Source organism: Bradyrhizobium sp. RP6, assembly GCF_003837805.1.
GTDB lineage: Bacteria > Pseudomonadota > Alphaproteobacteria > Rhizobiales > Xanthobacteraceae > Bradyrhizobium.
In genome coordinates this window covers 23,188-47,578 of the sequence record NZ_RQIT01000011.1, presented here as the reverse complement: position 1 = coordinate 47,578, position 24,391 = coordinate 23,188, and the positions used below count along the sequence as shown (strand labels likewise).

The window sequence follows — 24,391 nt, the reverse complement described above, 5'->3', positions numbered from 1 at the left end:
ATGGGCGGCCTTGCGGCCGCCCTTTTGCATTGACGACAGAGCGCTTACTCCGCTGCCAGCTTCAAGTCCGGCGCGGCAGCGCGCACCTCGGCGTCGACCTGGGCTTCGAACTTGGCGAAGTTCTTCTGGAACATGCCGACCAGCGCGCGGGCGGTCTTGTCGAACTCGTCCTTGTCCTTCCAGGTGTTGACCGGGTTGAGGATCTCGCTCGGCACGCCCGGCAGCGCGGTCGGGACCGCGAAGCCGAAATATTTGTCGGTGCGGAATTCGACGTTGCGCAGGCTTCCGTCGAGTGCGGCAGTGAGCAGCGCGCGCGTCACCTTGATCGGCATGCGCGAGCCCACACCATATTTGCCGCCGGTCCAGCCGGTGTTGACCAGCCAGCAGTCGACATTGTGCTGGGCAATGAGGTCGCGCAGCATGTTGCCGTAGACGGAGGGGTCGAGCGGCAGGAAGGGCGAACCGAAGCAGGTGGAGAATTCCGGCTGCGGCTCGTTGCCGAGACCGCGCTCGGTGCCGGCGACCTTGGCGGTGTAGCCGGAGAGGAAGTGATACATCGCCTGGGCCGGCGACAGCTTTGCGATCGGCGGCAGCACGCCGAAGGCGTCGGCGGCGAGCATCACCACGTTCTTCGGCTGCGGCGCGCGGCCGGTGCGCGAGGCGTTCGGGATGAAGTCGAGCGGGTAGGCCGAGCGCGTGTTCTCGGTCTTGGAGCCGTCGTCGAAATCGACCACGCGGGTGTCTTCGTCGAGCACGCAGTTCTCGAGCACCGCGCCGAAGCGCGTCGAGGCCGCATAGATCTCCGGCTCGGCTTCCTTCGAGAGCTTGATGCACTTGGCGTAGCAGCCGCCCTCGAAATTGAAGACGCCGTTCGGGCCCCAGCCGTGCTCGTCGTCGCCGATCAGCGTGCGGTTCGGATCGGCCGACAGCGTGGTCTTGCCGGTGCCCGACAGGCCGAAGAAGATCGCGGTATCGCCCTTGGCGCCGACATTGGCCGAGCAGTGCATCGGCATCACGCCGCGCTCCGGCAGATAATAGTTCAGCGTGGTGAAGACTGACTTCTTCATCTCGCCGGCATAATAAGACCCGCCGATCAGGACGATCTTGCGGGCGAAATCGATCGCGACGACGTTCTCCGAGCGCACGCCGTGGCGTTTAGGATCGGCGCGGAAGCTCGGCATGTCGATGATGGTGAGCTCCGGCACGAAGGTCGACAGCTCGATCGCCTCGGGGCGGATCAACAGCGTGCGGATGAACAGCGAGTGCCAGGCGAGCTCGGTGAAGACGCGCGTCTTGATCCGGTAGGCCGGATCGGCACCACCGTAGAGATCCTGCGCAAACAGCTTCTTGCCTTCGGCGTGCTTGAGGAAGTCCTGGTAGAGCGTCTCGAACTGCTCCGCGGTGATTGACTGGTTGCCGGCCCACCACATCTTCTTGTCGGTGGTGGCGTCACGCACCGTGAACTTGTCCTTCGGGCTGCGCCCGGTGAACTCGCCCGTGTCGGCGCAGAGTGCACCGTCGGCGGACAGCACCGCCTCACCCGCCGCGAGCGAGTATTGATAGAGTTGCGGCGCACCGAGATTCCAGTGCACCTGCTTGAGATTCTTTAAGCCGAATTTATCGACGCCGAAGGCACCGTTGCGCACGCCCGTCTCTTGCACGAAAGAATCCTCCTAGAACCCGCGACACTCAGCGCGACAAGTTTAGCGCCACCGCGGTCATCTTCATCAATGGGCCGTTCGGCCTCGGCTGAACGACCTAATACTGATGAACGCTGGCGTTGCCAAGCTGATCCCGCAGGATTTGGTTTATTCAAGGAGCGCGCCAAGCGTCGCGCATGTCAGCTCTGAGCGGGCGCATCAAGAAAAGTACGAATGATCGCGCAACCAAAGACGCGTTTGCGCGTTACTTCCGGTTATTGCGTCGCACAATCCGTGCAGCGGCTTCCTATCTTACCTCGCCCTCGCCGATTAGCGCGAACGGTCCCCACATCGCGGGATAGGCGTTGCGTGGTGACGATGGGTCGTCGAGATAGGTCAGCATCGCCCGGCGCAAGGCTTCGGAACGACCGATCCTTGGTTCGTTCTTGAGCAGCGCAAACGTCGCTGTGGTCAGGCGGGTGGCAGCTTCCGAATCCACGGCCCAATGCGAAACCAGCAGCGCGCGGGCACCTGCGTAGAAGAATGAGCGTGCCAATCCCGACAGCGCCTCCGCACCGGGCTTGTCGCCCGCGATGGTGTTGCAGGCCGACAGCACCACCCAATCGGCGTTGAGCTTGAGCTGGGCCACTTCGCTCGCGGTGAGTAGACCGTCGTCGAGCTCCGACGGCTCCTCCGGAATGGAGAGTGCGAGCGAGGGCTCGCCCAGTCCCTTGACGTCGCCGGCAACGAGGCCGTGGGTGGCGAAGTAGATGATGCCGTATTGGGCAAGCGCTGCACGCTTCAACGTCGTTTCGCTGGCATCGCGTCCGAGATGGATATCGGCCGCGGCGGCGCCGACGTCCCTCGCCACCGCATTCAATTCGTCGGCGGTGTCGGGCAGCTGCGGCAGCGCCTGCGCCAGCCGCGCGCGATCGACGCCAGCGCCGCGCCAGAACTCGGCGTAGGCCATCGTTGCGATGCCGCGCGCGGCGATCTTGCCGCTTGCGGCGCGCCGGTCGGCAGGACTTTCGGCTGCAGGGTTGAACACGGGATCGCCGAACCCCGTCATCGGCTTGACGCCGTGATCCCTGCGGGCAAAGGCACGCAGCGATTTCAGGCTGATCACCGACGGCAGCACCGAGACGGCCTGACGCCGCAGCAGCCAGGCGGCGTCGCGATAGCCTTCTGGCCGGTCCGGGATCGCCGATTGCGGCTTCTCCGCGACCAGCAGATGAAACGGCAGTGCGGTCAGCGCGGCCGACGGCACGATCAGCAGGCTGCGCTTGTCCTTCGTCAGCGCCTCGACGGGGCCGAGCAGCGCGACATAGAGCTCGTTCGCGAGCGCAAGATCGAACAATCCCGATTTGCCGGAGGCATCGCGCCCTTTGCCGACATCCAGGCCCCTGCGGAAGGCGGCCACCTTCTGCGCCAGCGCATCCGCTCCGAGCGGAATCTCCTTCCAGTCGACGCCGTCGCGCGTGATCGCCACGACATAGCTCCGACTGTCGACGACGGAATAGATCACCATCGCCTCGTCGGCCGAGAGCAGCGGCTGGATCTCCTTCACGGTCAGCGGCTGCGGGTTGGAGAGCGAGGCATAGTCGGGAAACTCGATTGCGAGCGTCTTCTGCAATCCATTGCGCGCGCTCGCGATCGCCGCGATCCGCGCGCGGCTGCGCTGCTCGGCCGCGACGTCGCGCTGCGCCGGCGGCGTCGACACCGCAGCGACGATCGTCTTGTCGAGCGCGTCGGATTCGGCCGCGAGATCCTGATCCCTGCGTACGAGCTCGGCGAGCCGGTCGCTGCCGGCGGCGAGCCGTACCGCGAGCTTGTTCACGGCGGAAGCGGCAGCGGATTGCGTGCCGCGCTGGATCGCACCGAGCGCATCGTCGAGCGCCTTCTCGCTCGCTGGCAGCGATTGCTGCCGAGCAGCGAACAGGATCGGCAGCGCGACACGCAGCTGGGCACGATTGGCGGCGAGCGTCTTCTGTGCGAACGGCAGAGCGTCCGCAGTCCGTCCCGTCGCCTGAAGGAAATGGGCGAGATTGCTCGTCGAAGTCGCGACATCGGGATGATCCGGTCCGAGTGCACGCTCGCGGATCGCCAGCGCGCGACGATAAAGCGGCTCGGCATCGGCATGGCGCTGCTGGTGCTCGTAGAGCCTGGCGAGATTGTTGAGCGAGCGCGCGACGTCGGGGTGTTCCGGCCCCAGCACCTTCTCACGGATCGCGAGCGAGCGCTTGATCGGCGCTTCGGCATCGGCGTCGCGATTGAGGTCGCGATCGACCTGACCGATATTGTTGAGGACGGTCGCGACCGCGGGATGCTCGGGCCCGGCTGCTTTCCAAAAGATCGCGAGCGCACGCCGGAACAGCGGCTCGGCGTCGGCAAAGCGCTCCTGCTTCACGTAGAGCGTGGCGAGGTTGTTCAGGGCCCGGCCGACATCGGGATGCTCGCGCGGCAGGCTCTTTTCGCTGACGACGAGCGCGCGCTTGAACAGCGGTTCGGCTTCGGTGAAGCGGCCCTGTCGCTGATACAGCGCGGCGAGATTGTTCAGCTCAGGCGCGATCAAGCCGGTGTCGAGGCCGAGCGACTTTTCCATCAGCGCAATGGCGCGCTTGTAGACCGGCTCGGCCAGATCGTCGCGGCCCTGGCCGGCATGGACCTGGCCGAGATTGTTGAGCGCGGCGGACAGTTCGCGACCGTCGTTGGCCTTCTCCAGGCTCGCGACCATGGCCTGCGCCAAGGGCAACGCTTCCGCATATTTGCCGGCTTGATTGAGTGCGTTGATCCGCGCCCCCTGTGCGGCGAGATCGCCCTTCTGGGCGGGGGCCGCGGTGGCAAGCAACGTGGTGATCGCGAGCGCCAGACCCGCGGCCCATGCCATACGATGTCCCGTCATGGCCCCTCTCGCTGCGAGCCCGAAAACCTTCACGGTCATGGGTCGCAGCGACGGGTAGCCGCGTTCAAGTCGTCGCGCCCTTGTCCATCTTCTTGCGCGCTTCGGCAGCGAGGCGGACCAGCATCTTGCGCAAACCCGTGCCGTCCGTCACCCGCTCCGGGAAGTCCAGCCGCAGTGTGGTTTGGCCGTCCTGCATGTCGAGGCCCTCAGGATCGCAGCCGGTGCAGCGCCAGTCGCCCTCGGTGGCGCCGAGGAGCATTGTTGCATAGAGGTTCATGGCCTCGCGATGGTCGGCATTCATGTGCTCGACGGCGCCCTCCTCCGCCGCCAGCAGGTCCTCGGCGCCGGTGAGGTCCGTGAGAAACTGATCGGGCCTGAGGTCGACGATGCGGCCGAAGCCCGCGACCAGATGGGTTCCCGTGGGCCGGATCAAGAAGAAGGCAAAATCCTTAAACGAAACAAAGCCCTCCGCCGATGGATGGGCAATGAGATACCGTCGCCGCACCAGATCCTTGTCGCTATCGGCCTCCTCCGCCCGGCCGGTCAGCATGATCCGGGCGCCTTCCAGGGGATCACCGGCCACGCGCTCGTCCAGCATCAGCGAGACCCGGCTGTCCGCGAGGACATTCCTTGTGTGCACGGCGAGGCGCGAGATCAGCAGGATCGGCGATCCATCCGGGTGGCTGGCGAGGTTGACGAGGGAACAATAGGGATCGCCGCTGCCACTCATCAGCGTCGCCAGGGCCCCCTGCCGGGACCGCCGCAGCAGCGATTTGGCGAGCTTTCCGGGGTCGAAATCGGGGGGCGGCTGCATCGGCTTTCTCAGGTCAGGTGGTTGCATGAGGGGCCTTCTTTCGGGTAAACGAGAGTCCGGTTATGGGTCGAGATGCGGCGAATCTGCCGTGTTTCGTGGAACTTGGTCACACTTCAGCCCAGCTTGCATTGCTCGGTGACAAGGTTTCGAACGCCAACTTCGGCACCCATGTATGCGGCGCATCACTGGATTGCTCGCCGTTTCAAGCCACGACCCAAACGGAAAGCAGAAAGCAGAGGCTCATGCCCACAATCGCTTTGGTCGACGACGACCGCAACATTCTCACATCCGTCTCGATCGCGCTGGAAGCCGAAGGCTACCGCATCATGACTTACACCGACGGCGCCTCGGCCCTCGACGGTTTCCGCACCACCCAGCCCGATCTTGCCATCCTCGACATCAAGATGCCGCGCATGGACGGCATGGAGACCTTGCGCCGTCTGAGGCAGAAATCCGACCTGCCGGTGATCTTCCTCACCTCCAAGGACGAAGAGATCGACGAACTGTTCGGCCTCAAGATGGGCGCCGACGACTTCATCCGCAAACCGTTCTCGCAGCGCCTCCTGGTCGAGCGCGTCAAGGCGGTGCTGCGCCGCTCGGCGCCGAAGGACCCGACCGTCGCGCCGAAGGAGAACGATGCCAAGGCGCTCGATCGCGGGCTGCTGCGCATGGATCCGGAACGCCATACCTGCACCTGGAAGAACGAGCCGGTAACGCTGACCGTCACCGAATTCCTGATCCTGCAGGCGCTCGCGACCCGGCCCGGCGTGGTGAAGAGCCGCAACGCGCTGATGGACGCCGCCTATGACGACCAGGTCTATGTCGACGACCGCACCATCGACAGCCACATCAAGCGGCTGCGCAAGAAGTTCAAGGTGGTCGACAATGAATTCGAGATGATCGAGACGCTCTACGGCGTCGGCTACCGCTTCAAGGAAGCCTGAGGCTCAGGCAGCTTCACGAAGACGAGAGCATCGCCGGTTCTGATTCCATAGGGACCGGGATCGCTCCAGAGCGCGATGAGATCATCACGCTTCAGATTATCGTTTGAGCATGATCCTTTCGGAAAACCGCTACACACTTTTCCGGATCATGCTCTAGGATGCGGGGACCTTCTCGCAAGCTGTCCTAACGCGGGCGTAAGCATTGCTGGACCGAACGCAGCCTGATCCAAACCAGAGCGCCGGGGATATCGCATCCGACGGCGTTCCGGAGCAGTTTGCCGAAGACAAGCCGCAGGGCTGGCGGCCGCTGAACTGGCTGAAACGCGCCGGGCAGTTCTTTTTCGCGTTGTCCTTCTCGAGCCTGACCCGCCGCATCGTCTCGCTCAACCTCGCCGGCCTCGTCGCGCTGGTGGCGAGCATCTTGTACCTGTCGCAATTCCGCGCCGGCTTGATCGATGCGCGCGCGCAGAGCCTTTTGGTGCAGGCCGAGATCATCGCCGGCGCGATCGCGGCCTCCGCGACCGTGCAGACCAACGCCATCACCATCGATCCCGACAGGCTGCTCGACCTCAAGCCGGGCGAGACCTATGGCGGCTCGGACGAATATTCGCCGCTGGACTTTCCGATCAATCCGGAGCGCGTGGCGCCGGTGCTGCGCACCCTGATCTCGCCGACCAAGACGCGCGCCCGCATCTACGATCCAAACGGCAGCCTGCTGCTCGACAGCCGCAACCTCGAAAACGTGCTGCGCTTCGATCTGCCGCCTCCGGCCGAGAAGCCCGGGATCGTCGAGCGCGGCATGATCGCGGTTCGCACCTGGCTGAACCGGGGCGACCTGCCGCTCTATCGCGAGCTTGGGCCCGAGAACGGCAATGGTTATGCCGAGGTGGGCGACGCTCTGCAGGGCCAGAAGCGCTCGATGGTGCGGGTCAATGCACGCGGCGAGGTGATCGTGTCGGTCGCGGTCCCGGTGCTGCGCTCGCGCGCGATCCACGGCGCGCTGATGCTGTCGACGCAAGGGGACGACATCGACCAGATGGTCACCGCCGAGCGCCTCGCCATCCTGAAGGTCGGCGGCGTCGCCGCCGCCGTCATGATCATGCTGTCGCTGCTGCTCGCGAGCACGATCGCCGGACCCGTGCGCCGGCTCGCCGACAGCGCCGAGCGCGTCCGCCGCCGCATCAAGGCCCGCATCGAGATTCCGGACTTCACGCGCCGCCGCGACGAGATCGGCCACCTCTCCGGCGCGCTGCGCGACATGACCAGCGCGCTCTACAGCCGCATCGAGGCGATCGAGATGTTCGCCGCCGACGTCGCCCATGAGTTGAAGAACCCGCTGACCTCGCTGCGCTCGGCGGTCGAGACGCTGCCGCTGGCGCGCAACGAGAACAGCCGCGCGCGCCTGCTCGAAGTGATCGAGCACGACGTCAAGCGGCTCGACCGGCTGATCTCCGACATCTCCGACGCCAGCCGCCTCGATGCCGAATTGCAGCGCCAGGATGCGATCCCGGTCGATCTGCGCCGCCTGCTGACGACGCTGGTGTCCGTCGCCAATGAAACCAAGCTCGGCCACGACGTCGCGGTCGAGACGCGCTTCGAGGGCCGCAGCCCGAACGACACCTTCTCCGTGACCGGCCATGATTCACGGCTCGGGCAAGTGGTCTCCAACCTGCTCTCCAATGCGCAATCGTTCTCGGAAGCCGGCAGCAAGGTGCGCCTCACCTGCCGCCGCGTGCGCGGCGAGATCGAGATCGTGGTCGACGACGACGGCCCCGGCATTCGCGACGACGCGCTGGAGCGCATCTTCGAGCGCTTCTACACCGACCGTCCGCATCAGGGCTTTGGCCAGAATTCCGGCCTTGGCCTGTCGATCTCCAAGCAGATCGTCGACGCCCATGGCGGACGCATCTGGGCGGAGAACCGTCCTGGCCCGCTGGATGCCGACGGCGCTCCGACGGTTGCCGGCGCGCGCTTCGTGGTGAGGCTGCCGGCGCTATGAGCGACGACGGGTCCAGCGTTCACGCCTCCGCCGTCAAGGTCGGATCTCTGGCGGTGCTGATCCGCGGGCCCTCGGGCTCCGGCAAGTCGCGCCTTGCCTTTGATTTGATCATGGCGGGACGCTCGGGCGTGGTGGAAAGGGCCGTTCTGGTCGGCGATGACCGTGTCCATCTGGCGACAGTCGGCCACGAAATTGAGGTGCGGCCCGCGCCGGTCCTGGCCGGCCTGATCGAGATCCGGGGCCTGGGGATCCGCCGCTGCGACTTCGTGGAGCATGCGACTGTCGGTCTCGTGGTCGATCTGGACGCGGCGGATGCGGAGCGCCTGCCACCGGCGGAATCCCTGAAGACAAGCATTTTTGGTGTCGAATTACCGCGAGTCGCGGTCGGCCGCGGCTATTCGCCCCTCCCCCTGGTTGTTGCAGTCTTGACTACTACCAAGAGTTCATCCTCCGTTAACCTTTCCGGCGATTGTTTGAAGGGAAATTGTAACCATATCAACCCCAGTATCGCGACCGAATAGACCGGCGCAGCTCCCCTTATCCATCCGTCTAGATTCAGGGAGATACGCAACATCCCCCCTTGCGCGGGGGCTCTGGATGGTCAAAGTGGCGCGTTCGTGCGGTGCACCAAAAGCGCCCGCGAGGAGTTTTCCGATGATTGGTCTAGTACTTGTGACCCACGGGCGCCTTGCCGACGAATTCAAGGCGGCGCTTGAACATGTCATGGGCCCACAAAAGCAAATCGAAGCGATCACGATCGGCGCCGAAGACGATTCCGATCTCTGCCGAAGCGACATCATCGAGGCGGTCAATCGCGTCGATTCCGGCGACGGCGTTGCGATCCTCACCGACATGTTCGGCGGCACGCCATCCAACCTTGCAATATCCTGCATGAGCCGGCCCAAGGTCGAAGTGCTCGCGGGGATCAACCTTCCCATGCTGGTGAAGCTCGCCAAGGTACGCGAGGAGCGTTCGCTGCCCGACGCGATCGCGATGGCTCAGGAAGCGGGCCGCAAATACGTCACCATCGCCAGCCGCGTGCTCGCCGGCAAATGAGCGAGGAGGCGCCACAAGCGGGGACAGGCGTGCCCGCGGGCGCGATTGCCAAGGATCTTCTGATCATCAACAAGCGCGGCCTGCACGCCCGCGCCTCCGCGAAGTTCGTCCAGGCGGTCGAGCGCTTCGATGCGCAGGTGTGGGTGACGCGCGGCGGCGAGACCGTCGGCGGCACCTCGATCATGGGCCTGATGATGCTCGCCGCCGGTCCCGGCACGACGATCACGGTATCCGCCGCCGGCACGGATGCCGAAGCCGCGCTCGCAGCGATCACCGAGCTCGTCGAGAGCAAGTTCAACGAGGAAGGGATTTAGCCCATCGTCATTCCGGTTCGATGCGCAGCATCGAACCCGGAATCTCGAGGTTCTCAGGTGCGCAATCGCGCACCGTAGTTCACGCTTCGCGTGCCCCGGAACGACGATAACCCTCACTTCGCCGGCGGCGCGATGTAGATGTTCCAGCTCATCGACGGGCCCGCTTTGCCGTGGGTGAAGCGGCGCGTCGTCATCACGATGCGCTCGGCGTTCGGCGCGGTCTCGGACACCCATTTCTCGAACTTGGGCAGGCGTTCGTCGGTCGGGTCGAACACGCCGATGAAGCCGTACTTCTTGGCGTCGTCACGCGAGGTCAGCCCGGAATCCCAGGCTTCGATCGGCAGCAGCGCGGCCGGATGATCCGGACTGTAGAACACCAGCGGCTGGATCGACTCCATGGTGCCGGCGACAACGGCCCAGCGCGAGGCGAAGCGCGCGTGCCAGGCCTGGGTCAGCTCGCGCGCCAGCTCCGAGCGCGCGCCATAGGTCGCGGTGTTGCCGGCATTGGCCGCCATCTCGCGCGCGGCGATCCAGGGCGAAGCGGCAAGCGTCGTGGCACTGAGCACGAGCCAGGTCGCGGCGATGTTGAACAGCACGGCGCTCTGCACCCGCAATGCAGGAATCGCGACCAGCGCGAGCGGGACCAGGAAGAACAGCGAGATGCCCCAATCGGTCTTCATGTAGATGCTGAAGACCAGCGCGCCGAGCGGCGGGCCGACGGCGACGATGACCTGTATGATCCAGACGTTCAGCGCCTGCGAAACATTGACGCCCGGATTGCCGCCGCGTGCCCAGGCACGCGTGACGATGCGCGAAGGCGCGCGCAGCAGCAGCTTGACCCAGGGCGGCACCAGCGCCATGGCCAGCGCCGCGAGCGCCACCGGCAATGCGAGCAGCCCGAGATTGTGCAGCACATAGCCGGCGACGAGCTGATGCACCTGACCGCTGTCCTGGAGGCTGTAGGTGTCGCCGGCATAGGTCAGCGGCACGAAATGCGCGTCCGCCAGCCAGACGATGTGCGGGATCATCGCCGCGACCATCGTCACGATCGCCACCCACGGCGCGGGCGACGACAGGAATCGCAACCGGTCGGGATGGATCAGCGCGGCAAGCCCGATGGCGCCGATCATGGTCAGCACCCAATATTTGGTCATCAGCGCCAGCGCGCCGGCAAGGCCGAGCAGGAGTCCGGATTGCCAGGTCCGCTTCTCGAATGCGTTGAGATAGGCGAGCACCAGGAGCGGCAGCGTGACGAGCTGAAGCAGGTCCGGGTTGTACTTGAAGCCCTTGAAATTGAAGATCGGGTAGAGCGCGATCATCACGACGACGAGGAACGCACGGCGCGCATCGACCACACGCAAGCTCACGAGCCAGCAGATCACCATGCCGACGCTCACCGTCGCCATCGCGAGCGCATAGGTCGCCCAGTCCGCCGCCGGGAACGCCTTGAACCAGAGACCGGCCACCCAGCCCGACAGCGGCGGATGCTTGCCGTAACCCCAGAGGAATTGCTGGCCCCAGCCATAGGCTTCCGCGACGTCCATGTGAACGTCCTGCGCTGCCTTGAGATTGATCAGGATGAAGGTCCAGAGCACCGCATGCAGGATGGCGAGCTGGATCACCAGCCACAGGCGCGCCTCTGGCCGGATCGCGCAGGCAACCAGCCAGGCCCGGAAGCGGTTGTAACTCAAGCGGGTCTTCGCCCGCGCTCTGACGGATGGGATCGAGGTGGTCGAGATGGGCCTGGACATGGGCCTTGCGTAGCGCGTTTTGGCCTGCCCTGGAATCAGCTTGGCGTGAAGAAAGACCCTGAAAATACAGCAATATGGTTGCCGCACGGGAATGTGAGTGGTATCCCGCGCCCATGACGACCGTCCCCATTTCCAACATCCGCAATTTCTCCATCGTCGCCCATATCGACCATGGAAAATCGACGCTGGCCGACCGCCTGATCCAGATGACCGGCGGCCTCTCCGACCGCGAGATGGCGGGCAAGGAGCAGGTGCTCGATTCCATGGACATCGAGCGCGAGCGCGGCATCACCATCAAGGCGCAGACGGTGCGCCTTCAGTACCGCGCCAAGGACGGCAAGGACTACATCTTCAACCTGATGGACACGCCCGGCCATGTCGACTTCGCCTACGAAGTCTCGCGGTCACTGGCTGCGTGCGAAGGTTCCCTCCTGGTGGTCGACGCCAGCCAGGGCGTCGAGGCGCAGACGCTCGCCAACGTCTACCAGGCGCTCGACAACAATCACGAGATCGTCCCGGTCCTGAACAAGGTCGACCTGCCCGCCGCCGAGCCGGAGAAGGTCAAGCAGCAGATCGAGGACGTCATCGGCATCGACGCTTCGGATGCGGTGATGATCTCGGCCAAGACCGGCCTCGGCGTCCCCGACGTGCTGGAGGCCATCGTCACGCGCCTGCCGCCGCCGAAGGGCGATCGCGACGCCACGCTGAAAGCCCTGCTGGTCGACAGCTGGTACGACGTCTATCTCGGCGTCGTCGTCCTGGTGCGCATCGTCGACGGCACCATGAAGAAGGGCCAGCGCGTGCGCATGATGGGCACGGGCGCGGCCTACGATGTCGAGCGGGTCGGCTTCTTCACGCCGAAGATGCAGCAGGTCGACGAGCTCGGCCCCGGCGAGATCGGCTTCATCACCGCCGCGATCAAGGAAGTGGCCGACACCCGCGTCGGCGACACCATCACCGACGACAGGAAACCTGTTACGGAGATGCTGCCGGGCTTCAAGCCGGCGATCCCCGTGGTGTTCTGCGGCCTGTTCCCGGTCGATGCCGACGACTTCGAAACGCTGCGCGCGGCGATGGGCAAGCTGCGCCTGAACGATGCCAGCTTCTCCTTCGAGATGGAGACCTCCGCCGCGCTCGGCTTCGGCTTCCGCTGCGGCTTCCTCGGCCTGTTGCACCTCGAGATCATCCAGGAGCGGCTGTCGCGCGAATTCGACCTCAACCTGATCGCGACGGCGCCGAGCGTCATCTACAAGATGAAGCTGACCGACGGCAGCGAGCTCGAGATCCACAATCCCGTCGACATGCCCGACGTGGTGAAGATCGCCGAGATCCAGGAGCCCTGGATCGAGGCCACGATCATGACGCCCGACGAATATCTCGGCAGCGTGCTGAAGCTGTGCCAGGACCGCCGCGGCTCGCAGAAGGAGCTCACCTATGTCGGCTCCCGCGCCATGGTGAAGTACGACCTGCCGCTCAACGAGGTCGTGTTCGACTTCTACGACCGCCTGAAGTCGGTCTCTAAGGGCTACGCCTCGTTCGACTATCACCTGACCGACTACAAGCCGGCCGATCTCGTCAAGATGCAGATCCTGGTCAATGCCGAGCCGGTCGATGCGCTCTCGATGCTGGTCCACCGCACCCGCGCCGAAGGCCGCGGCCGCGCCATGGTCGAGAAGATGAAGGAGCTGATCCCGCCGCACATGTTCCAGATTCCGATCCAGGCGGCGATCGGCGGCAAGGTGATCGCCCGCGAGACGGTGCGCGCGCTGCGCAAGGACGTCACCGCAAAATGCTACGGCGGCGACATCACGCGTAAGCGAAAACTTCTGGAGAAGCAGAAGGAAGGCAAGAAGAAGATGCGGCAGTTCGGCAAGGTCGACATCCCGCAGGAGGCGTTCATTGCCGCGCTGAAGGTGGATAGCTGAGGCGACGCTCGGGACGGGCCGGCCCGGTCTCCGGGGCCGGCAAACAGGGCGCTCTCCAGCGCCGCAAACAAAAAAGTGCGAAAACAACCCCATGCACAGTAGCCGCCCCGTTGGCGGCATTGCGTTTTTCCGATTTTACGAAGTCGGCTTGACCCGTCGGGCAAAACAGGGGTATGGTGGCATCATCTCAGGGTGCGTGATGCAGGCATTCCGTCAACAGTCCGCTTCCTGAACGATCACACCTTCTTCGCCTCGACGTATCGCGCAAAATTGTCGAGGATCGCCTGCCAGCCGCCCTGCTGCTGCTCGACCGAGTGCGTGGTTTCGGCGTCGAAGACGACGCGGACGACAACGCCGTTCGGGCCGGGTACGAACTCGACCTCGGCCTTCCGATCGCCGAACGCGTATTCGATCCGCTTGTGTTCGACGATTTTCGTGTAGGTGCCGGCGAAGTCGAAGCCCATGCTGCCGTCCTTGGCTTCCATCCGGGACGAGAAAGCGCCGCCTTCCCGCAGGTCGACCGTCGCCCTGGTCGTATGCCAGTCGTCGGACGCCGCATTCCACTTCACGATGTCGGCGGGCGTCGTATAGGCGTGCCAGACCCGATCGATGGGGGCTGCGACGGTGGTTTCGACAGTGATCCTCATGGGCATTGCTCCAGTTCGATTTCAGAGAGTCGAGGGGATGACATAGCTTCCCGACGGGGCCTTCAGCGGCCCTTCCGGGATGTCTCCAACCAAGGACGGGCAGGACCCGTCCGTGCCGACATGGTCCAGCCGTCAATATTCAGAAAAAATTGCGGCTGGAATAGCTCGGAGGAGAGATGAGCTCTTGCGGAAACCCATCGCCCAAGCGGACGATCAGACGCTACGGGCAGCGGACTTCGAAGTAAGTCTTGCCTCCCCGCTCAAAGCCTGCTCCCTCGTAGAAGCGGAGCGTGCTTTCTCGTTTCGAGCCCGTCGCCAATAGAACCTTGTAGCAATCGGCCTGCCAGCCGATTTCCAGGGCACGCGCAAGAACCCGTCGGCCAAGCCCGTGGCGACGGTAGTCGGCATGGGTGACGACGTTCTCGATCACTCCGTACGGCCGGCCGCCTCGCGACAGAAGCGACCAGCAGTTCCGCTGCCTGCGCCACGATCACCGTCGTGAAGCCGGATGCTAGCAAGTGCGACCAGACCCGCTGGGCATCGGCCCTCTCCAACGCAGGATCGTGCGGATGCAGGTGCCGGTAGAGGCTCAACACCTCGGGCAGATCATGTTCGACGGCAGCGCGGATGATGGCTTCGGTCATCTACTGGCCCCAAGGATCGCGTCGCTGGCGATAATATCAGAAACCGGCAATTGTTCTCGCGAGGCGACGTACAAACGCTCCGCGCGCCTTGCCCTTCGCGGCCCGATAGGCCACCATCCCCCGCGCGCATCACCAACAAAACCAACAGCGCGAGGAAACGCATGATCAAACCGTCACGCTTCGACTATGGCTGGGTCGTTGTCGCCGCGGGCGCGCTGATGACTTGCGTCGGGTTCGGCACGATGCTGTCGCTGGCGGTGTTCCTGCAGCCGATCTCGGAAGCGATGGGCTGGTCGCGCGCAGGCGTGTCGGCGGCGGCGACGCTGGATTTCCTCTGCATGGGATTTGCCGCGTTCCTGTGGGGCACGCTGTCGGATCGGTTCGGCACCCGCATCGTGGTTCTCGCAGGCAGCGTTCTGCTGGGGCTCGGCCTCGTCACCGCGAGCCAGGCAACAAGCCTGTGGCAGTTCCAGCTTTGCTTCGGTGTGCTGATCGGGATCGCCGCCGGCAGCTTCTACGCGCCGATGATGGCGCTCGCGAGCGCCTGGATCGAGAAGAACCGCAGCCTTGCGGTGGCGCTGGTCTCCGCCGGCATGGGCGTCTCGCCGGTGACGATCGCGCCGACCGCGAGCTGGCTGATCACGACCTATGACTGGCGCACCGCGATGCTGATGATCGGCATCGCTTCGTGGGCGCTGCTGATCCCAGCCTGCTTCCTGGTGCGTCCGGCGCCGGCATCTGCCGGTCCTGCGACGGCGGACGCGGCGCCGGGGATCGACCTCACAGCGGCGCAGGCGCTGCGCACGCCGCAGTTCGTCGCGCTTGCGGCCGCGCATTTCGCCTGCTGTGCGGCGCATTCCGGCCCGATCTTCCACATGGTGTCCTACGCAATGGTGTGCGGCATCGCGCCGCTCACGGCGGTGACGGTCTATAGCGTCGCCGGCGTCTCCGGCCTCGGCGGACGCCTGCTGCTGGGCGCACTGGCCGATCGCATCGGTGCAAAGCCGGTGCTGGTCGGCGGGTTGTTCGTGCAGGCGATGTGCATCGCGACCTATCTTGCGGTGGCGCAACTCGGCGAATTCTACGCGCTCTCGGTGGTGTTCGGCCTCGCCTATGGCGGGGTGATGCCGCTCTATGCGGTGCTGGTGCGCGAATTCTTCGGCGCGCGCATCATGGGCACCGTGTTCGGCGCCGTGTCGGCCTTCGCCAGCCTCGGCATGGCGCTCGGTCCCTGGGCCGGCGGGCTCGTGTTCGACAATTTCCAGCGCTACACATGGCTGCACGCCGGCTCGTTCGCGATCGGGCTCGCCGCCGTCGCGGTGGCGCTGAGTTTTCCGACGCGGCGCCGGTCATCGCTCGGTTTGGGCCGCGCCGCGGCCTGACGCCAGCAATTGGGTCGGCGCGCCATCACGCGCCTCTACTCGGCTCCTCTTTGCGCGATCCTGACCCCGTCGGCGATCCGGTCGCTCGGGTGCAGCACGACGCGGTCGCCCGCGGCGAGTCCCGCGACAACTTCGGCCACCCGGCTGCTGCGGTGGCCGATCTGGACGAGTGCCGTCCTGGCGCGGCCGTTGTCGTTGACGAAGACGGCCCACTGATCGCCTCTCCGGAACAGGGCACTCACCGGCACGGTCAGAGCGTCCGGAGCGCTCCAGATCGTCACGTGGACGATGACGCGATAATCGTGTCCGAGCGAGGCCCATGTCTCGGGCGGGTCGGCGAAATCGATGGTGACCCGGACGCGCTGCTCCTCGATGCCGAGTGCGGAGACCTTGAGGAAACCGGCGGGATCCACACGGACCACCTTTCCCCTGATGGACGGTCCGCCCCAGCCGTCGATCCGCACCGGCGCACCGACCTTGATCTGGACGGCGTCGGTCGAGAGCAGGTCGGCGACGACCTCGAGATCGAGCGGGTTGCCGATATCAACCAGCGGCGTTCCCGGCAGGACCGTGGTCTCGCTGTCCTGGATGATCTTCAGCACCCGTCCGCTCGCAGGCGCCAGCACACGGATGCAGCACATCGGCTCCGCCGATGGCGCGGCGTTGGCCGGATCCATCAACCGCGCCGCAAGACTCGTGCGGACCGCGCGACGCATCTCGACCTGGGCCTTGGCGCTCGCCAGGGCGGCCTCGCTGGTGGCGACCTCGAATTTCGCCTTGTCGTGGGCCTGGGCGGAAACGGACTGGGTGCGCAACAAGGTCTGCGCCCGCTGGAATTCGGTCCTGGCAAAATCCAGCGCGGCTTCGATCCGCTTCACCTCGGCTTCCTGCTGCAGAATGGATGCATCCGCAGCCAGGACCTCGGCCTGGAGCTGGTCGCGCGAGCGCACATCGATGAAGCCCGGCAGCGCCGGCTGCATCAACGCGACGACGGTCTGATTGGCGATCACCTCGTCGCCGACATGGAGCGAAGGTCCGCGCTCGCCGAGCGGATGCGAGATCCTGAGGATCTTTCCTGCGATCGGCGCCGAGACGGTGTAGACGTGGCGCACGCGTGTCTTGCCATCGTCGTCAGCCGTGACCTCGATCGGTCCCTTCGCCACGGTCGCGAGATCGACCAGGACCGGCCGCGGCCAGGCGAACCAGGCCAGCCCTCCTGCAATCGCGGCCAGAAGCGCGGCGCCGATGATACGTTTGGTCCAGTTGGCGGGCATGGCTAGTCTCGCGTCTTGAGGACCGCGACCAGGTCCAGCTTGTCGATTCGTTCGCGGATGACCGCCGCGGAGGCGATGGCCGCCAGCACCACGACGGAGGTCGCGATGACATAGGTGGAATGCTCGACGACGAGGCGGACGCGCATCAATTCGCCGGCCAGATTCGTCTTCATCACCCATGCAAGCCCATAACCCATCAGCCAGCCGGGCGGCTGGGCGATCGCGGTGAGGATGGCGAGTTCCAGGAGGAGGATGCGCAGCACCTCGCCGCGCGTGAAGCCGAGCACGCGCAGGCTCGCCAGCTCCCGCGCCCGCTCGGACAGCGAGATCCGGGCGTTGTTGTAGACCACGCCGAACGCGATCACGGCCGCGAGCCCGGTGTAGATGCTCGCCATCGTGGTGACGAGCAGCGCGACCGTCTTGCGGAAGTTCGCCAGCGACGCGCGCTGCAGCGCCACGCCGCCAACCGTCGGCATCGACTTCACCGCCGCGTAGAAATCCTCCGCCCGGTTGCCGTCGAGGCTGAGATTCGCGCTGTTCACGGCGGGCGCCTCGCGCATCAGCCTGCGAAGCGCCTCGATGTCCATCATCCCCCTGATGCCGAAATAATCCTCGACGGTGGCCACGACCGGCATCGTCACGGTGCGGCGGGCGCCCTCCAGCAGATCGAGCTCGACGGTGTCGCCGGGCCCGACGTGGAGGATATGAGCGAGCATGCCGGAGATCGCGAGGCCCGTCTGCGGCAGCGCGACCGGCCGGAGGTCAGCGTCGATGATGCGCCTGAGATCGGCGTCGGTGGGCCTGCCGCTGATGGCGATCCGCCGTTCGACGTTGCCGTGGCGAATGCGGACCGGCACCTCGCGGAACGGCTCTGCGGCGAGAACGCCCGGAAGCCGGCGCACCTGCTCCACCACGTTCGCGACCCGCTTCTCGGCGAAGCCGATGGTTGCGTCCTGCCGATCGGCGAGAAAATAAGTCACGTCGATCAGGTGTTCCATCGAGTCGCGCGTGAACAGCGACACGACCAGGATCGCCGTGGCGGACGCCATGCCGAACGCGGTGAATGCGGCGCGGACGGGGTGCCGGGCAATGTTGCGGATCATCATGAGCGTTGGCTGCGACACGAACTGATCGAGTTGGATGCTTGCCGGCAGCAGTCGGCGATAGACCGGCGGGGCCGGCGGCTGCATGGCGACGGCCGGCGGCAGCTTCACCACCTCGCGCAGCGCCCGCAGCGCACCGATGGCGGCGGCCGCCGCGCTGAGCGCGCCCGCGGTGACGTACAGGTCCGGCGCCTTCGCGAACACCAGGAACGGGAAATGGAAGAAGTCGCCGAACAGAGCCGTGACGCGCAATCCGAGCCAGGTCCCGGCAATGCCGCCGAGGACGATTCCGATCGCGACGATCAGGGCCACGAACTTCAGATATTGCAGCATGACGCCGCCGTCGGAATAGCCCAGCGCCTTGAACAGGCCGATCTGCTCGCGCTCCAGCGCGACCATCCGGGTCAAGGTGAGATTGACCAGGAACGCGGCCACCAGCAGAAAGATCGGCGGCAAGGTGCGGCTCATGTTGTCGAGCATGTCGAGCTCATGATCGAGCCAGGCGTGCGAGGTCTGGTCCTTCCGCCCATGGGCCGCCTGGCCGCCATACGGATCGAGCAACGCGTCGAGCCGCGCGATCACCTCGCGCTCCGACGCGCCGGGCTGCAGCTTGACCGATACCGCCGAGAAGGCGCCATCGAGATCGTAGACGCCGGCGAGCGCTTTTTCCGACATCCAGACGATGGCGTAACGGCGATCGTCCGGCATCAGGTCCCCCGGGCCGACGGTGAAGACGAACTCGGGTGACAGCGCCGTGCCGACGATGACGAGCTCGCGCTTCCTGCCGTTCAGGATCGCCGAGAACCGCGCCCCTTCCGAGAAGCCGTGGGCGCGGGCGAACGGCTCGTTGACGACGACTTCTTCGGAACGCCCGGGCTCCGGCAGGCGCCCGGAGCGCATATAGAGCCGATTGAGACGCGGCTCGCCGTAGTCCGGCAGCGAAACGAAGTGCGCGCTGGCGGGCGCGGAAAAGCCGGGAATGTCGAGCAGCGCGGGCTTGGCGATGCGGGTGTCGACGGCGGCGACGCCGGGGATCTCGCCGATCCTGCCGGCGAGCGCCTTGGGTGCGCGCTTGGCCTGCGCAAACACGTCGCCGAAGCCGTAGCGTTCGTAATAGGCGATCCGCGTCTCCTCGAGCGATCGATGCGAACCGACCGCGAGCACCAGCGTTGCAACGCCGCCTCCGACCACCAGCGCGACGGCGAGGACCTGCGCCCAGAGCCGCCTGACGTCGCGAAGCAGCTTGATGTCGAGCGCCCTCATGGCCGTCACCAGGTGAGCTCGGCGGCATCCCGCCGGGTCTCATTGCGCTGGATCCGGGAGATTCGTCCGTCGGCGAAGAACAGCACCCTGTCGGCGACCTCCTGGATGCTGGCATTGTGGGTGATGATGAGCGTGGTGGTTCCGAGCTGCCGGTTGACGCCAAGCAGCGCATCGATGACGCGAATGCCGGTCTTCGAGTCCAGCGCGCCGGTCGGCTCGTCGCAGAGCAGCACCGCCGGGCGCTTCGCGATCGCGCGGGCAATGGCGACGCGCTGCTGCTCGCCACCGGAGAGCTGGGCGGGGAAATGATGCATCCGCTCCTCCAGCCCGACCAGCGCGAGCGCCTCGGCGGGCCGCATCGGGCTTCTGGCGACCTCGGTGACCAGCGCGACGTTTTCATACGCGGTGAGGCTCGGCACCAGATTGTAGAACTGAAAGACGAAGCCGACATGGTCGCGGCGATACTTCGTCAGCTCACGGTCCTGAAGATCGGTCAGGTCGAGATCGCGGAAGTAGAGCCTGCCGCTGGTCGGCCGGTCGAGACCGCCCATGATGTTGAGCAATGTCGTCTTGCCGCTGCCGGACGGGCCGAGCAGCACGACCACCTCCTTCTCGGCGATCTCCAGATCGACGTTTCTGAGCGCATGCACCATCACCTCGCCTGCGACGTAGGTCTTGGTCAGCGCCTTGGCGGTGAAGACAGGCTCGCTCATCGAAGTGCCTGCGCATTCGTGTTCAGGTTACAACGGCCGGAGATCAGGAAACACGCCACGATCGATTGCGGCGAGCGATATCGCCAGGGCGCTCATCAGGATGAGCCCCAAGAGAGTGAGCAGCGTCTGCGATGCCAGGCTGCTCGAGCCCAGGCTGAGCAGGGCATGAGCCGCAAAGGACAACAGGACGCTCGCGCAGTAGACCGCCAGTGAATATTCGCCGCACCGTATCAGCGGCAGCAGCGCCCTGGCTTTCAGGATGCTGGCATTGCTCGGAAGAAAGCGCCAGCAGAGCAGCGCGAGCGCGGCAAAATGCAACAATCGCAAGATGTCGAGATTGGTCTTGTCGACGGGATAAATCAGACGCGACAGCCATCCCGGCACGTAGGCTTCGATCGCGTGGATCTGCCAGCCCAGGGTGATCACGAACGAGAACAGCAGGTAGCCCGCCGCCAGAGCGGCAAGAGCCCGGGAGTTGAGAACGGCAAGCTGCCAGTCGCCGCGGTTTGCCCCCCACCAGATGCCGATCACGAACAGCAACTGCCAGTTCAGCGGATTGAAATAGAGTTGCCCCCTCGGATAGGCCGGGATGTACCAGTCAAACTGATGGGCGAGAACGTAGAGAGCGACGGACCCGGTCAGGGCCAGCGGCCAGGCGCCTATCGTCAACGGCAGGATGAGGACGAGCGCGAAATGCAGTATGACCATCAGCAGCAGAGGGTCGAGATTGACCGGAGAATAGCGCAGCAGCGCCACCTGAAGCAGTGTTTCCGCGGGCTCTTGCAGCAGGATGGCCAAATTGGCGTGATCGAACATGCCGGGCTGCCATGCCGCGACAAACGACACTTCGGCCAGCAACAGCACGACCGTCATGATCTGCGCGACATAGATTTCGAACGAACGCCGCAACATGCGTAAGCTCGCGGCCGCAAAGCCGGACCGACGCAGCAGGTCGCCGTAGACGATACCGGACGCAAGGCCCGACAGAAATACGAGAATCTCCGCCGCGTCGCTGAAGCCGAAATTCTTGGGCGTGAACCTGTTCAGATAGCTTTCCGGAATGTGATTGATGTAGATCCACCACAAGGAAAGGCCGCGGAAGAGGTCGATCCGAAGATCCCGTTTCATCAAAGCCGGCGGTATGGTCGCGATCGATCTCACTCTGCGCCCTGCCTTTCCTGATTGGTGCGCCTCCCAAATGCTTCATTGGCCAGCTCGGCGAGCTGATCGCAGGATCAGCCGTGACGATAGGTCCCGCCGGTCGAGCCCTGCCGGAGAATTCGGCTCAGGCGCGGTATGAAAGCCGGGACGTCCGCGGCATACTTCGCATAGGCTTCGCCGAACTCCGTCCTGGCGTCCCGCTCCTCGTCTCTCGCGAGCTTTACGTACATGACGGTCAAGACCGGAAACATCGCCAGCGTGAGGATGGTCGGCCATTGCAGCAGGAAGCCGAACATCACCAGGACGAAGCCGACATATTGCGGATGCCGGACGTAACTGTAAGGCCCGGTGGTCGCGAGGCTCCGGGTCTGCTGCGCGTCGTACAGCACTCTCCAGGCGGCGGCGATGAGTAGGAACCCTGCGCCGATGAAGATGAAGCTCAGGACGTGGAACGGACCGGCGTGCGGATTGGTCTTCCAGCCGAACATCATCTCGAGCAGATGGCCGGCATCATGCGAGAACCAGTCGACGCTCGGATAGCGCGACTGCAGCCAGCCCGACAGGAAGTAGATGGTGAGCGGGAAGCCGTACATCTCGACGAACAGCGCCACCAGGAACGCACTGAACGCGCCGAACGAGCGCCAGTCGCGCGAGGTCTGCGGCTTGAAGAAACTGTAGGCGAACAGGATGAAGACCGCCGAATTGACGACGACGAGACTCCAGAGACCATAGGCCGGCGCAGCGTCGTGCATCACACGCTCCTCTGATCGTCCGGCCGGCCGCCGCCGTGATGGTGGCCGTGCCCGCCATGCATGAAGACGTGCATGAGCGGACAGGCGAGCAGGGGCAGCCAGACCAGAAGCCCGAGCACGTGGGCCCGGTGTTCGGTGAACAGCAGCGCGCCGGCAATGCCCAGGAATCCCATCAGGGCGAGGCCGGCCTTGGCCTTGGTGGACATGCGCTCCTGCGGGCGCTCCTGAAACCCGGAATGGTCTTGCACCGTCACGGCACGCTCCTGCGGCTATCGGAAGCCTAGCGGCGCGATCGTCACCATCGTTGATTCACATCAAGTTTCCGACAGGTCCTCACTTGCCCTGCATCATCGGCGGCCGCGGTCACGCGTGATTTGCGAACGTTCTTTGCTTGAGCTTTCTCAAAGTGGAACCTTCCACTGCCTCTTATGATGCCTCTTTCTACAACCCGGGAGAATGGACATGATCACGAAGAAGCTCTTGGTCGCGTTCGGCGTCGTTTCGCTGCTGGCTGCGCCGGCGATGGCTCAGACCACGGATAAGGAAAAGAACGGTCACCACTACAGCGGTGGGCCGAAGACGGAAGTCCCTCACCACATGGGCAAGAAGGAAACGACCGGCGCCTCGACCAAGGCGAAGTCAGGCGGCCATCATTACACCGGCGGCCCCGCCACTTCGACGCCTCACCACATGGGCGACAAGACCAAGTAGGCCTGACCTGAGCCGATGTGTGACGGTGAAAGTCTGATTCTCTGTCGTCATCCTCACGCACCCACACGGCACGACCCGGGATGACAACGGCATTGCCTTGATCCCAACAGCGGAATGGACCACGATCGCGTCTCTTACTCCTCACGATAGAAGGAGCGAGGACAAGCGCGATGAACGCAACTCCCGGATCCGGGCTGGTCGAACGTGCCCGCGCCATCGTGCCGATGATTGCACGCGAGGCCGACGAGATCGAGCGGACGCGACGGCTGACGCCGGGCGTCGTGGCCGCGCTGATCGAGAACGGGCTCTACCGGGCGCTACTGCCGCAGAGCCTCGGCGGCGCGCAAGCTCCGCCGGAAGTCTTCATGCAGATGCTGGAGGAAATCGCCAAGGCGGATGCGTCCACCGCCTGGTGTCTCGGCCAGTGCAGTGTCTGCGCGATGATCGCAGCCTGGCTCGACCACGGCACCGCGCAGGAAATATTCAACACCCCGCCCGGAATCCTCGCCTGGGGCGCGATCGCACATGAGGCGCGTGCGGTCGAGGGCGGCTATCGCGTCACCGCGCGCTGGGACTTTGCCTCGGGCTCGCGGCAGGCGAGCTGGCTGGGCGCGCATGTCCGCATCGTCGGCGCTGACGGCGTGCCGCGCAAGAATGCCGATGGATCGCCGGAAGTGCGCACCATCCTGTTTCCTGTAGCGCGCGCGACCTTGCACGACGTCTGGCAGGCGATCGGGCTCGCCGGCACCGGCACGGATTCCTACGAGGTGAACGAGCTCTTCATCCCCGAGCGCTTCACGGCGTTTCGCGACGCGCCGACCGCGCTCCGCGAGACAGGCGCGCTCTACAGGATCGGCACCGGCTCGACCTTCAGCCTCGGCTTTGCCGCGGTATCGCTCGGCGTCGCGCGCGCCACGCTGGATGCGGCTATCGCGCTGGCGCGGGAGAAGCACCAATCGCTGGCGGCTGGCGCCATGCGCGACAACCAGGCCATCCAGGGGCTGATCGGCCGCACCGAGGGTGATTTGCGCGCCGCCCGCGCCTATCTCTATGCGGCTGCAGGCGCGATGTGGCGCGACCTCGCTGCGACCGGGGAATTCAGCGCGGCACATCGCAGCGCGGTCCGCCTCGCCGCGACCTGGACCATCCATCAATCCGCACGCGTGGTCGACGCCGCCTATCACATGGCCGGCGCGACCGCGGTGTTCCGCAGCCATCCGTTCGAGCGCCGGTTCCGCGACATGCACGCCATCGCGCAGCAGATCCAGGCGCGCGACACGCATTATGAGGTTGTGGGGAAGGCGATCTTGGCGGGGAGTTGATGGCGGCCCAAACGGTGCTGCGCTCCCTCCCCCGCTTGCGGAGGAGGGCTGGGGAGAGGGTGTCTCCTCCGGGC

The 24,391-nt window shown here is 65.2% G+C and carries 21 protein-coding genes; 9 read left to right on the top strand and 12 right to left on the bottom strand.

What is annotated here, in order from left to right; genetic code table 11:
* Nucleotides 1–44 precede the first annotated feature (44 nt).
* From EHH60_RS20480 to EHH60_RS20470, 3 genes are all read right to left on the bottom strand, one after another.
* Entirely contained in the window at nucleotides 45–1,661 is a 1,617-nt protein-coding gene (locus tag EHH60_RS20480) for a phosphoenolpyruvate carboxykinase (RefSeq protein WP_124161249.1), read from the bottom strand.
* Between the two features lie 286 nt (nucleotides 1,662–1,947).
* Nucleotides 1,948–4,542, bottom strand: coding sequence for a CHAT domain-containing tetratricopeptide repeat protein (locus tag EHH60_RS20475; protein WP_199751665.1), 2,595 nt, complete (start codon nucleotides 4,540–4,542; stop codon nucleotides 1,948–1,950).
* Nucleotides 4,543–4,606: 64 nt separating this feature from the next.
* Complete coding sequence (locus EHH60_RS20470) at nucleotides 4,607–5,356, bottom strand: HugZ family pyridoxamine 5'-phosphate oxidase (protein WP_124161389.1); 750 nt, start codon at nucleotides 5,354–5,356, stop codon at nucleotides 4,607–4,609.
* Nucleotides 5,357–5,598: 242 nt separating this feature from the next.
* Here EHH60_RS20470 and EHH60_RS20465 point away from each other — a divergent pair, with 242 nt between their 5' ends.
* From EHH60_RS20465 to EHH60_RS20445, 5 genes are all read left to right on the top strand, one after another.
* Complete coding sequence (locus EHH60_RS20465; protein WP_008542552.1) at nucleotides 5,599–6,300, top strand: response regulator transcription factor; 702 nt, start codon at nucleotides 5,599–5,601, stop codon at nucleotides 6,298–6,300.
* A gap of 202 nt (nucleotides 6,301–6,502) precedes the next feature.
* The gene (locus EHH60_RS20460; RefSeq protein WP_199751662.1) at nucleotides 6,503–8,299 is read left to right on the top strand and encodes a sensor histidine kinase; all 1,797 of its coding nucleotides are present in this window, start codon (nucleotides 6,503–6,505) and stop codon (nucleotides 8,297–8,299) included.
* A complete protein-coding gene (locus EHH60_RS20455) occupies nucleotides 8,296–8,820 on the top strand; it encodes an HPr kinase/phosphorylase (RefSeq protein ID WP_124161248.1) in 525 nt (174 codons plus the stop codon). The genes EHH60_RS20460 and EHH60_RS20455 overlap by 4 nt, the downstream gene beginning before the upstream one ends.
* Before the next feature lie 133 nt (nucleotides 8,821–8,953).
* Nucleotides 8,954–9,355 carry a PTS sugar transporter subunit IIA gene (locus EHH60_RS20450; RefSeq protein WP_024339151.1) on the top strand — a complete coding sequence of 134 codons (402 nt, stop codon included), beginning with the start codon at nucleotides 8,954–8,956 and terminating at the stop codon, nucleotides 9,353–9,355.
* Nucleotides 9,352–9,669, top strand: coding sequence for an HPr family phosphocarrier protein (locus EHH60_RS20445; RefSeq protein WP_124161247.1), 318 nt, complete (start codon nucleotides 9,352–9,354; stop codon nucleotides 9,667–9,669). The genes EHH60_RS20450 and EHH60_RS20445 overlap by 4 nt, the downstream gene beginning before the upstream one ends.
* A 113-nt stretch (nucleotides 9,670–9,782) precedes the next feature.
* Here EHH60_RS20445 and EHH60_RS20440 read toward each other — a convergent pair whose 3' ends face one another.
* A complete protein-coding gene (locus tag EHH60_RS20440; RefSeq protein WP_124161387.1) occupies nucleotides 9,783–11,408 on the bottom strand; it encodes a glycosyltransferase family 39 protein in 1,626 nt (541 codons plus the stop codon).
* A 125-nt stretch (nucleotides 11,409–11,533) separates the two neighbouring features.
* On the opposite strand from EHH60_RS20440, the gene lepA reads away from it, so the two are divergent.
* The gene (gene lepA / locus EHH60_RS20435; protein ID WP_124161246.1) at nucleotides 11,534–13,345 is read left to right on the top strand and encodes a translation elongation factor 4; all 1,812 of its coding nucleotides are present in this window, start codon (nucleotides 11,534–11,536) and stop codon (nucleotides 13,343–13,345) included.
* 236 nt (nucleotides 13,346–13,581) lie between these two features.
* Here the strand turns inward: lepA and EHH60_RS20430 are convergent, their stop codons facing one another.
* Both EHH60_RS20430 and EHH60_RS38690 read right to left on the bottom strand, forming a co-directional pair.
* Nucleotides 13,582–13,992 (bottom strand): SRPBCC family protein, encoded by a 411-nt coding sequence (locus EHH60_RS20430; RefSeq protein ID WP_124161245.1) that lies wholly within the window; start codon nucleotides 13,990–13,992, stop codon nucleotides 13,582–13,584.
* A 220-nt stretch (nucleotides 13,993–14,212) separates the two neighbouring features.
* Nucleotides 14,213–14,422: a GNAT family N-acetyltransferase gene (locus EHH60_RS38690; RefSeq protein WP_349629074.1), complete on the bottom strand. Its 210-nt coding sequence runs from the start codon at nucleotides 14,420–14,422 to the stop codon at nucleotides 14,213–14,215.
* Nucleotides 14,423–14,797: 375 nt separating this feature from the next.
* Here EHH60_RS38690 and EHH60_RS20420 point away from each other — a divergent pair, with 375 nt between their 5' ends.
* Nucleotides 14,798–16,018: an MFS transporter gene (locus tag EHH60_RS20420; RefSeq protein ID WP_124161244.1), complete on the top strand. Its 1,221-nt coding sequence runs from the start codon at nucleotides 14,798–14,800 to the stop codon at nucleotides 16,016–16,018.
* A 35-nt stretch (nucleotides 16,019–16,053) separates the two neighbouring features.
* On the opposite strand, the gene EHH60_RS20415 is transcribed toward EHH60_RS20420, so the two are convergent.
* The 6 genes from EHH60_RS20415 to EHH60_RS20390 all read right to left on the bottom strand — a co-directional run bounded on the left by EHH60_RS20415 (nucleotide 16,054) and on the right by EHH60_RS20390 (nucleotide 22,538).
* Nucleotides 16,054–17,292, bottom strand: coding sequence for an efflux RND transporter periplasmic adaptor subunit (locus EHH60_RS20415; protein WP_124161243.1), 1,239 nt, complete (start codon nucleotides 17,290–17,292; stop codon nucleotides 16,054–16,056).
* Between the two features lie 2 nt (nucleotides 17,293–17,294).
* The gene (locus EHH60_RS20410; protein ID WP_124161242.1) at nucleotides 17,295–19,658 is read right to left on the bottom strand and encodes an ABC transporter permease; all 2,364 of its coding nucleotides are present in this window, start codon (nucleotides 19,656–19,658) and stop codon (nucleotides 17,295–17,297) included.
* Nucleotides 19,659–19,663: 5 nt separating this feature from the next.
* Nucleotides 19,664–20,371 carry an ABC transporter ATP-binding protein gene (locus EHH60_RS20405; protein WP_124161241.1) on the bottom strand — a complete coding sequence of 236 codons (708 nt, stop codon included), beginning with the start codon at nucleotides 20,369–20,371 and terminating at the stop codon, nucleotides 19,664–19,666.
* Nucleotides 20,372–20,398: 27 nt separating this feature from the next.
* Nucleotides 20,399–21,499 carry an OpgC domain-containing protein gene (locus tag EHH60_RS20400; protein ID WP_124161240.1) on the bottom strand — a complete coding sequence of 367 codons (1,101 nt, stop codon included), beginning with the start codon at nucleotides 21,497–21,499 and terminating at the stop codon, nucleotides 20,399–20,401.
* Between the two features lie 107 nt (nucleotides 21,500–21,606).
* Nucleotides 21,607–22,284 (bottom strand): methyltransferase family protein, encoded by a 678-nt coding sequence (locus tag EHH60_RS20395; protein ID WP_199751656.1) that lies wholly within the window; start codon nucleotides 22,282–22,284, stop codon nucleotides 21,607–21,609.
* Nucleotides 22,284–22,538 (bottom strand): DUF2933 domain-containing protein, encoded by a 255-nt coding sequence (locus EHH60_RS20390; RefSeq protein ID WP_199751653.1) that lies wholly within the window; start codon nucleotides 22,536–22,538, stop codon nucleotides 22,284–22,286. Before EHH60_RS20390 ends, EHH60_RS20395 begins: the two co-directional genes overlap by 1 nt.
* Nucleotides 22,539–22,746: 208 nt before the next feature.
* Between EHH60_RS20390 and EHH60_RS20385 the strand changes: the two genes are divergently transcribed.
* Nucleotides 22,747–22,995 carry a hypothetical protein gene (locus EHH60_RS20385; RefSeq protein ID WP_124161238.1) on the top strand — a complete coding sequence of 83 codons (249 nt, stop codon included), beginning with the start codon at nucleotides 22,747–22,749 and terminating at the stop codon, nucleotides 22,993–22,995.
* 170 nt (nucleotides 22,996–23,165) lie between these two features.
* A complete protein-coding gene (locus EHH60_RS20380; protein ID WP_124161237.1) occupies nucleotides 23,166–24,317 on the top strand; it encodes an acyl-CoA dehydrogenase family protein in 1,152 nt (383 codons plus the stop codon).
* The last annotated feature ends 74 nt before the right edge of the window (nucleotides 24,318–24,391 follow it).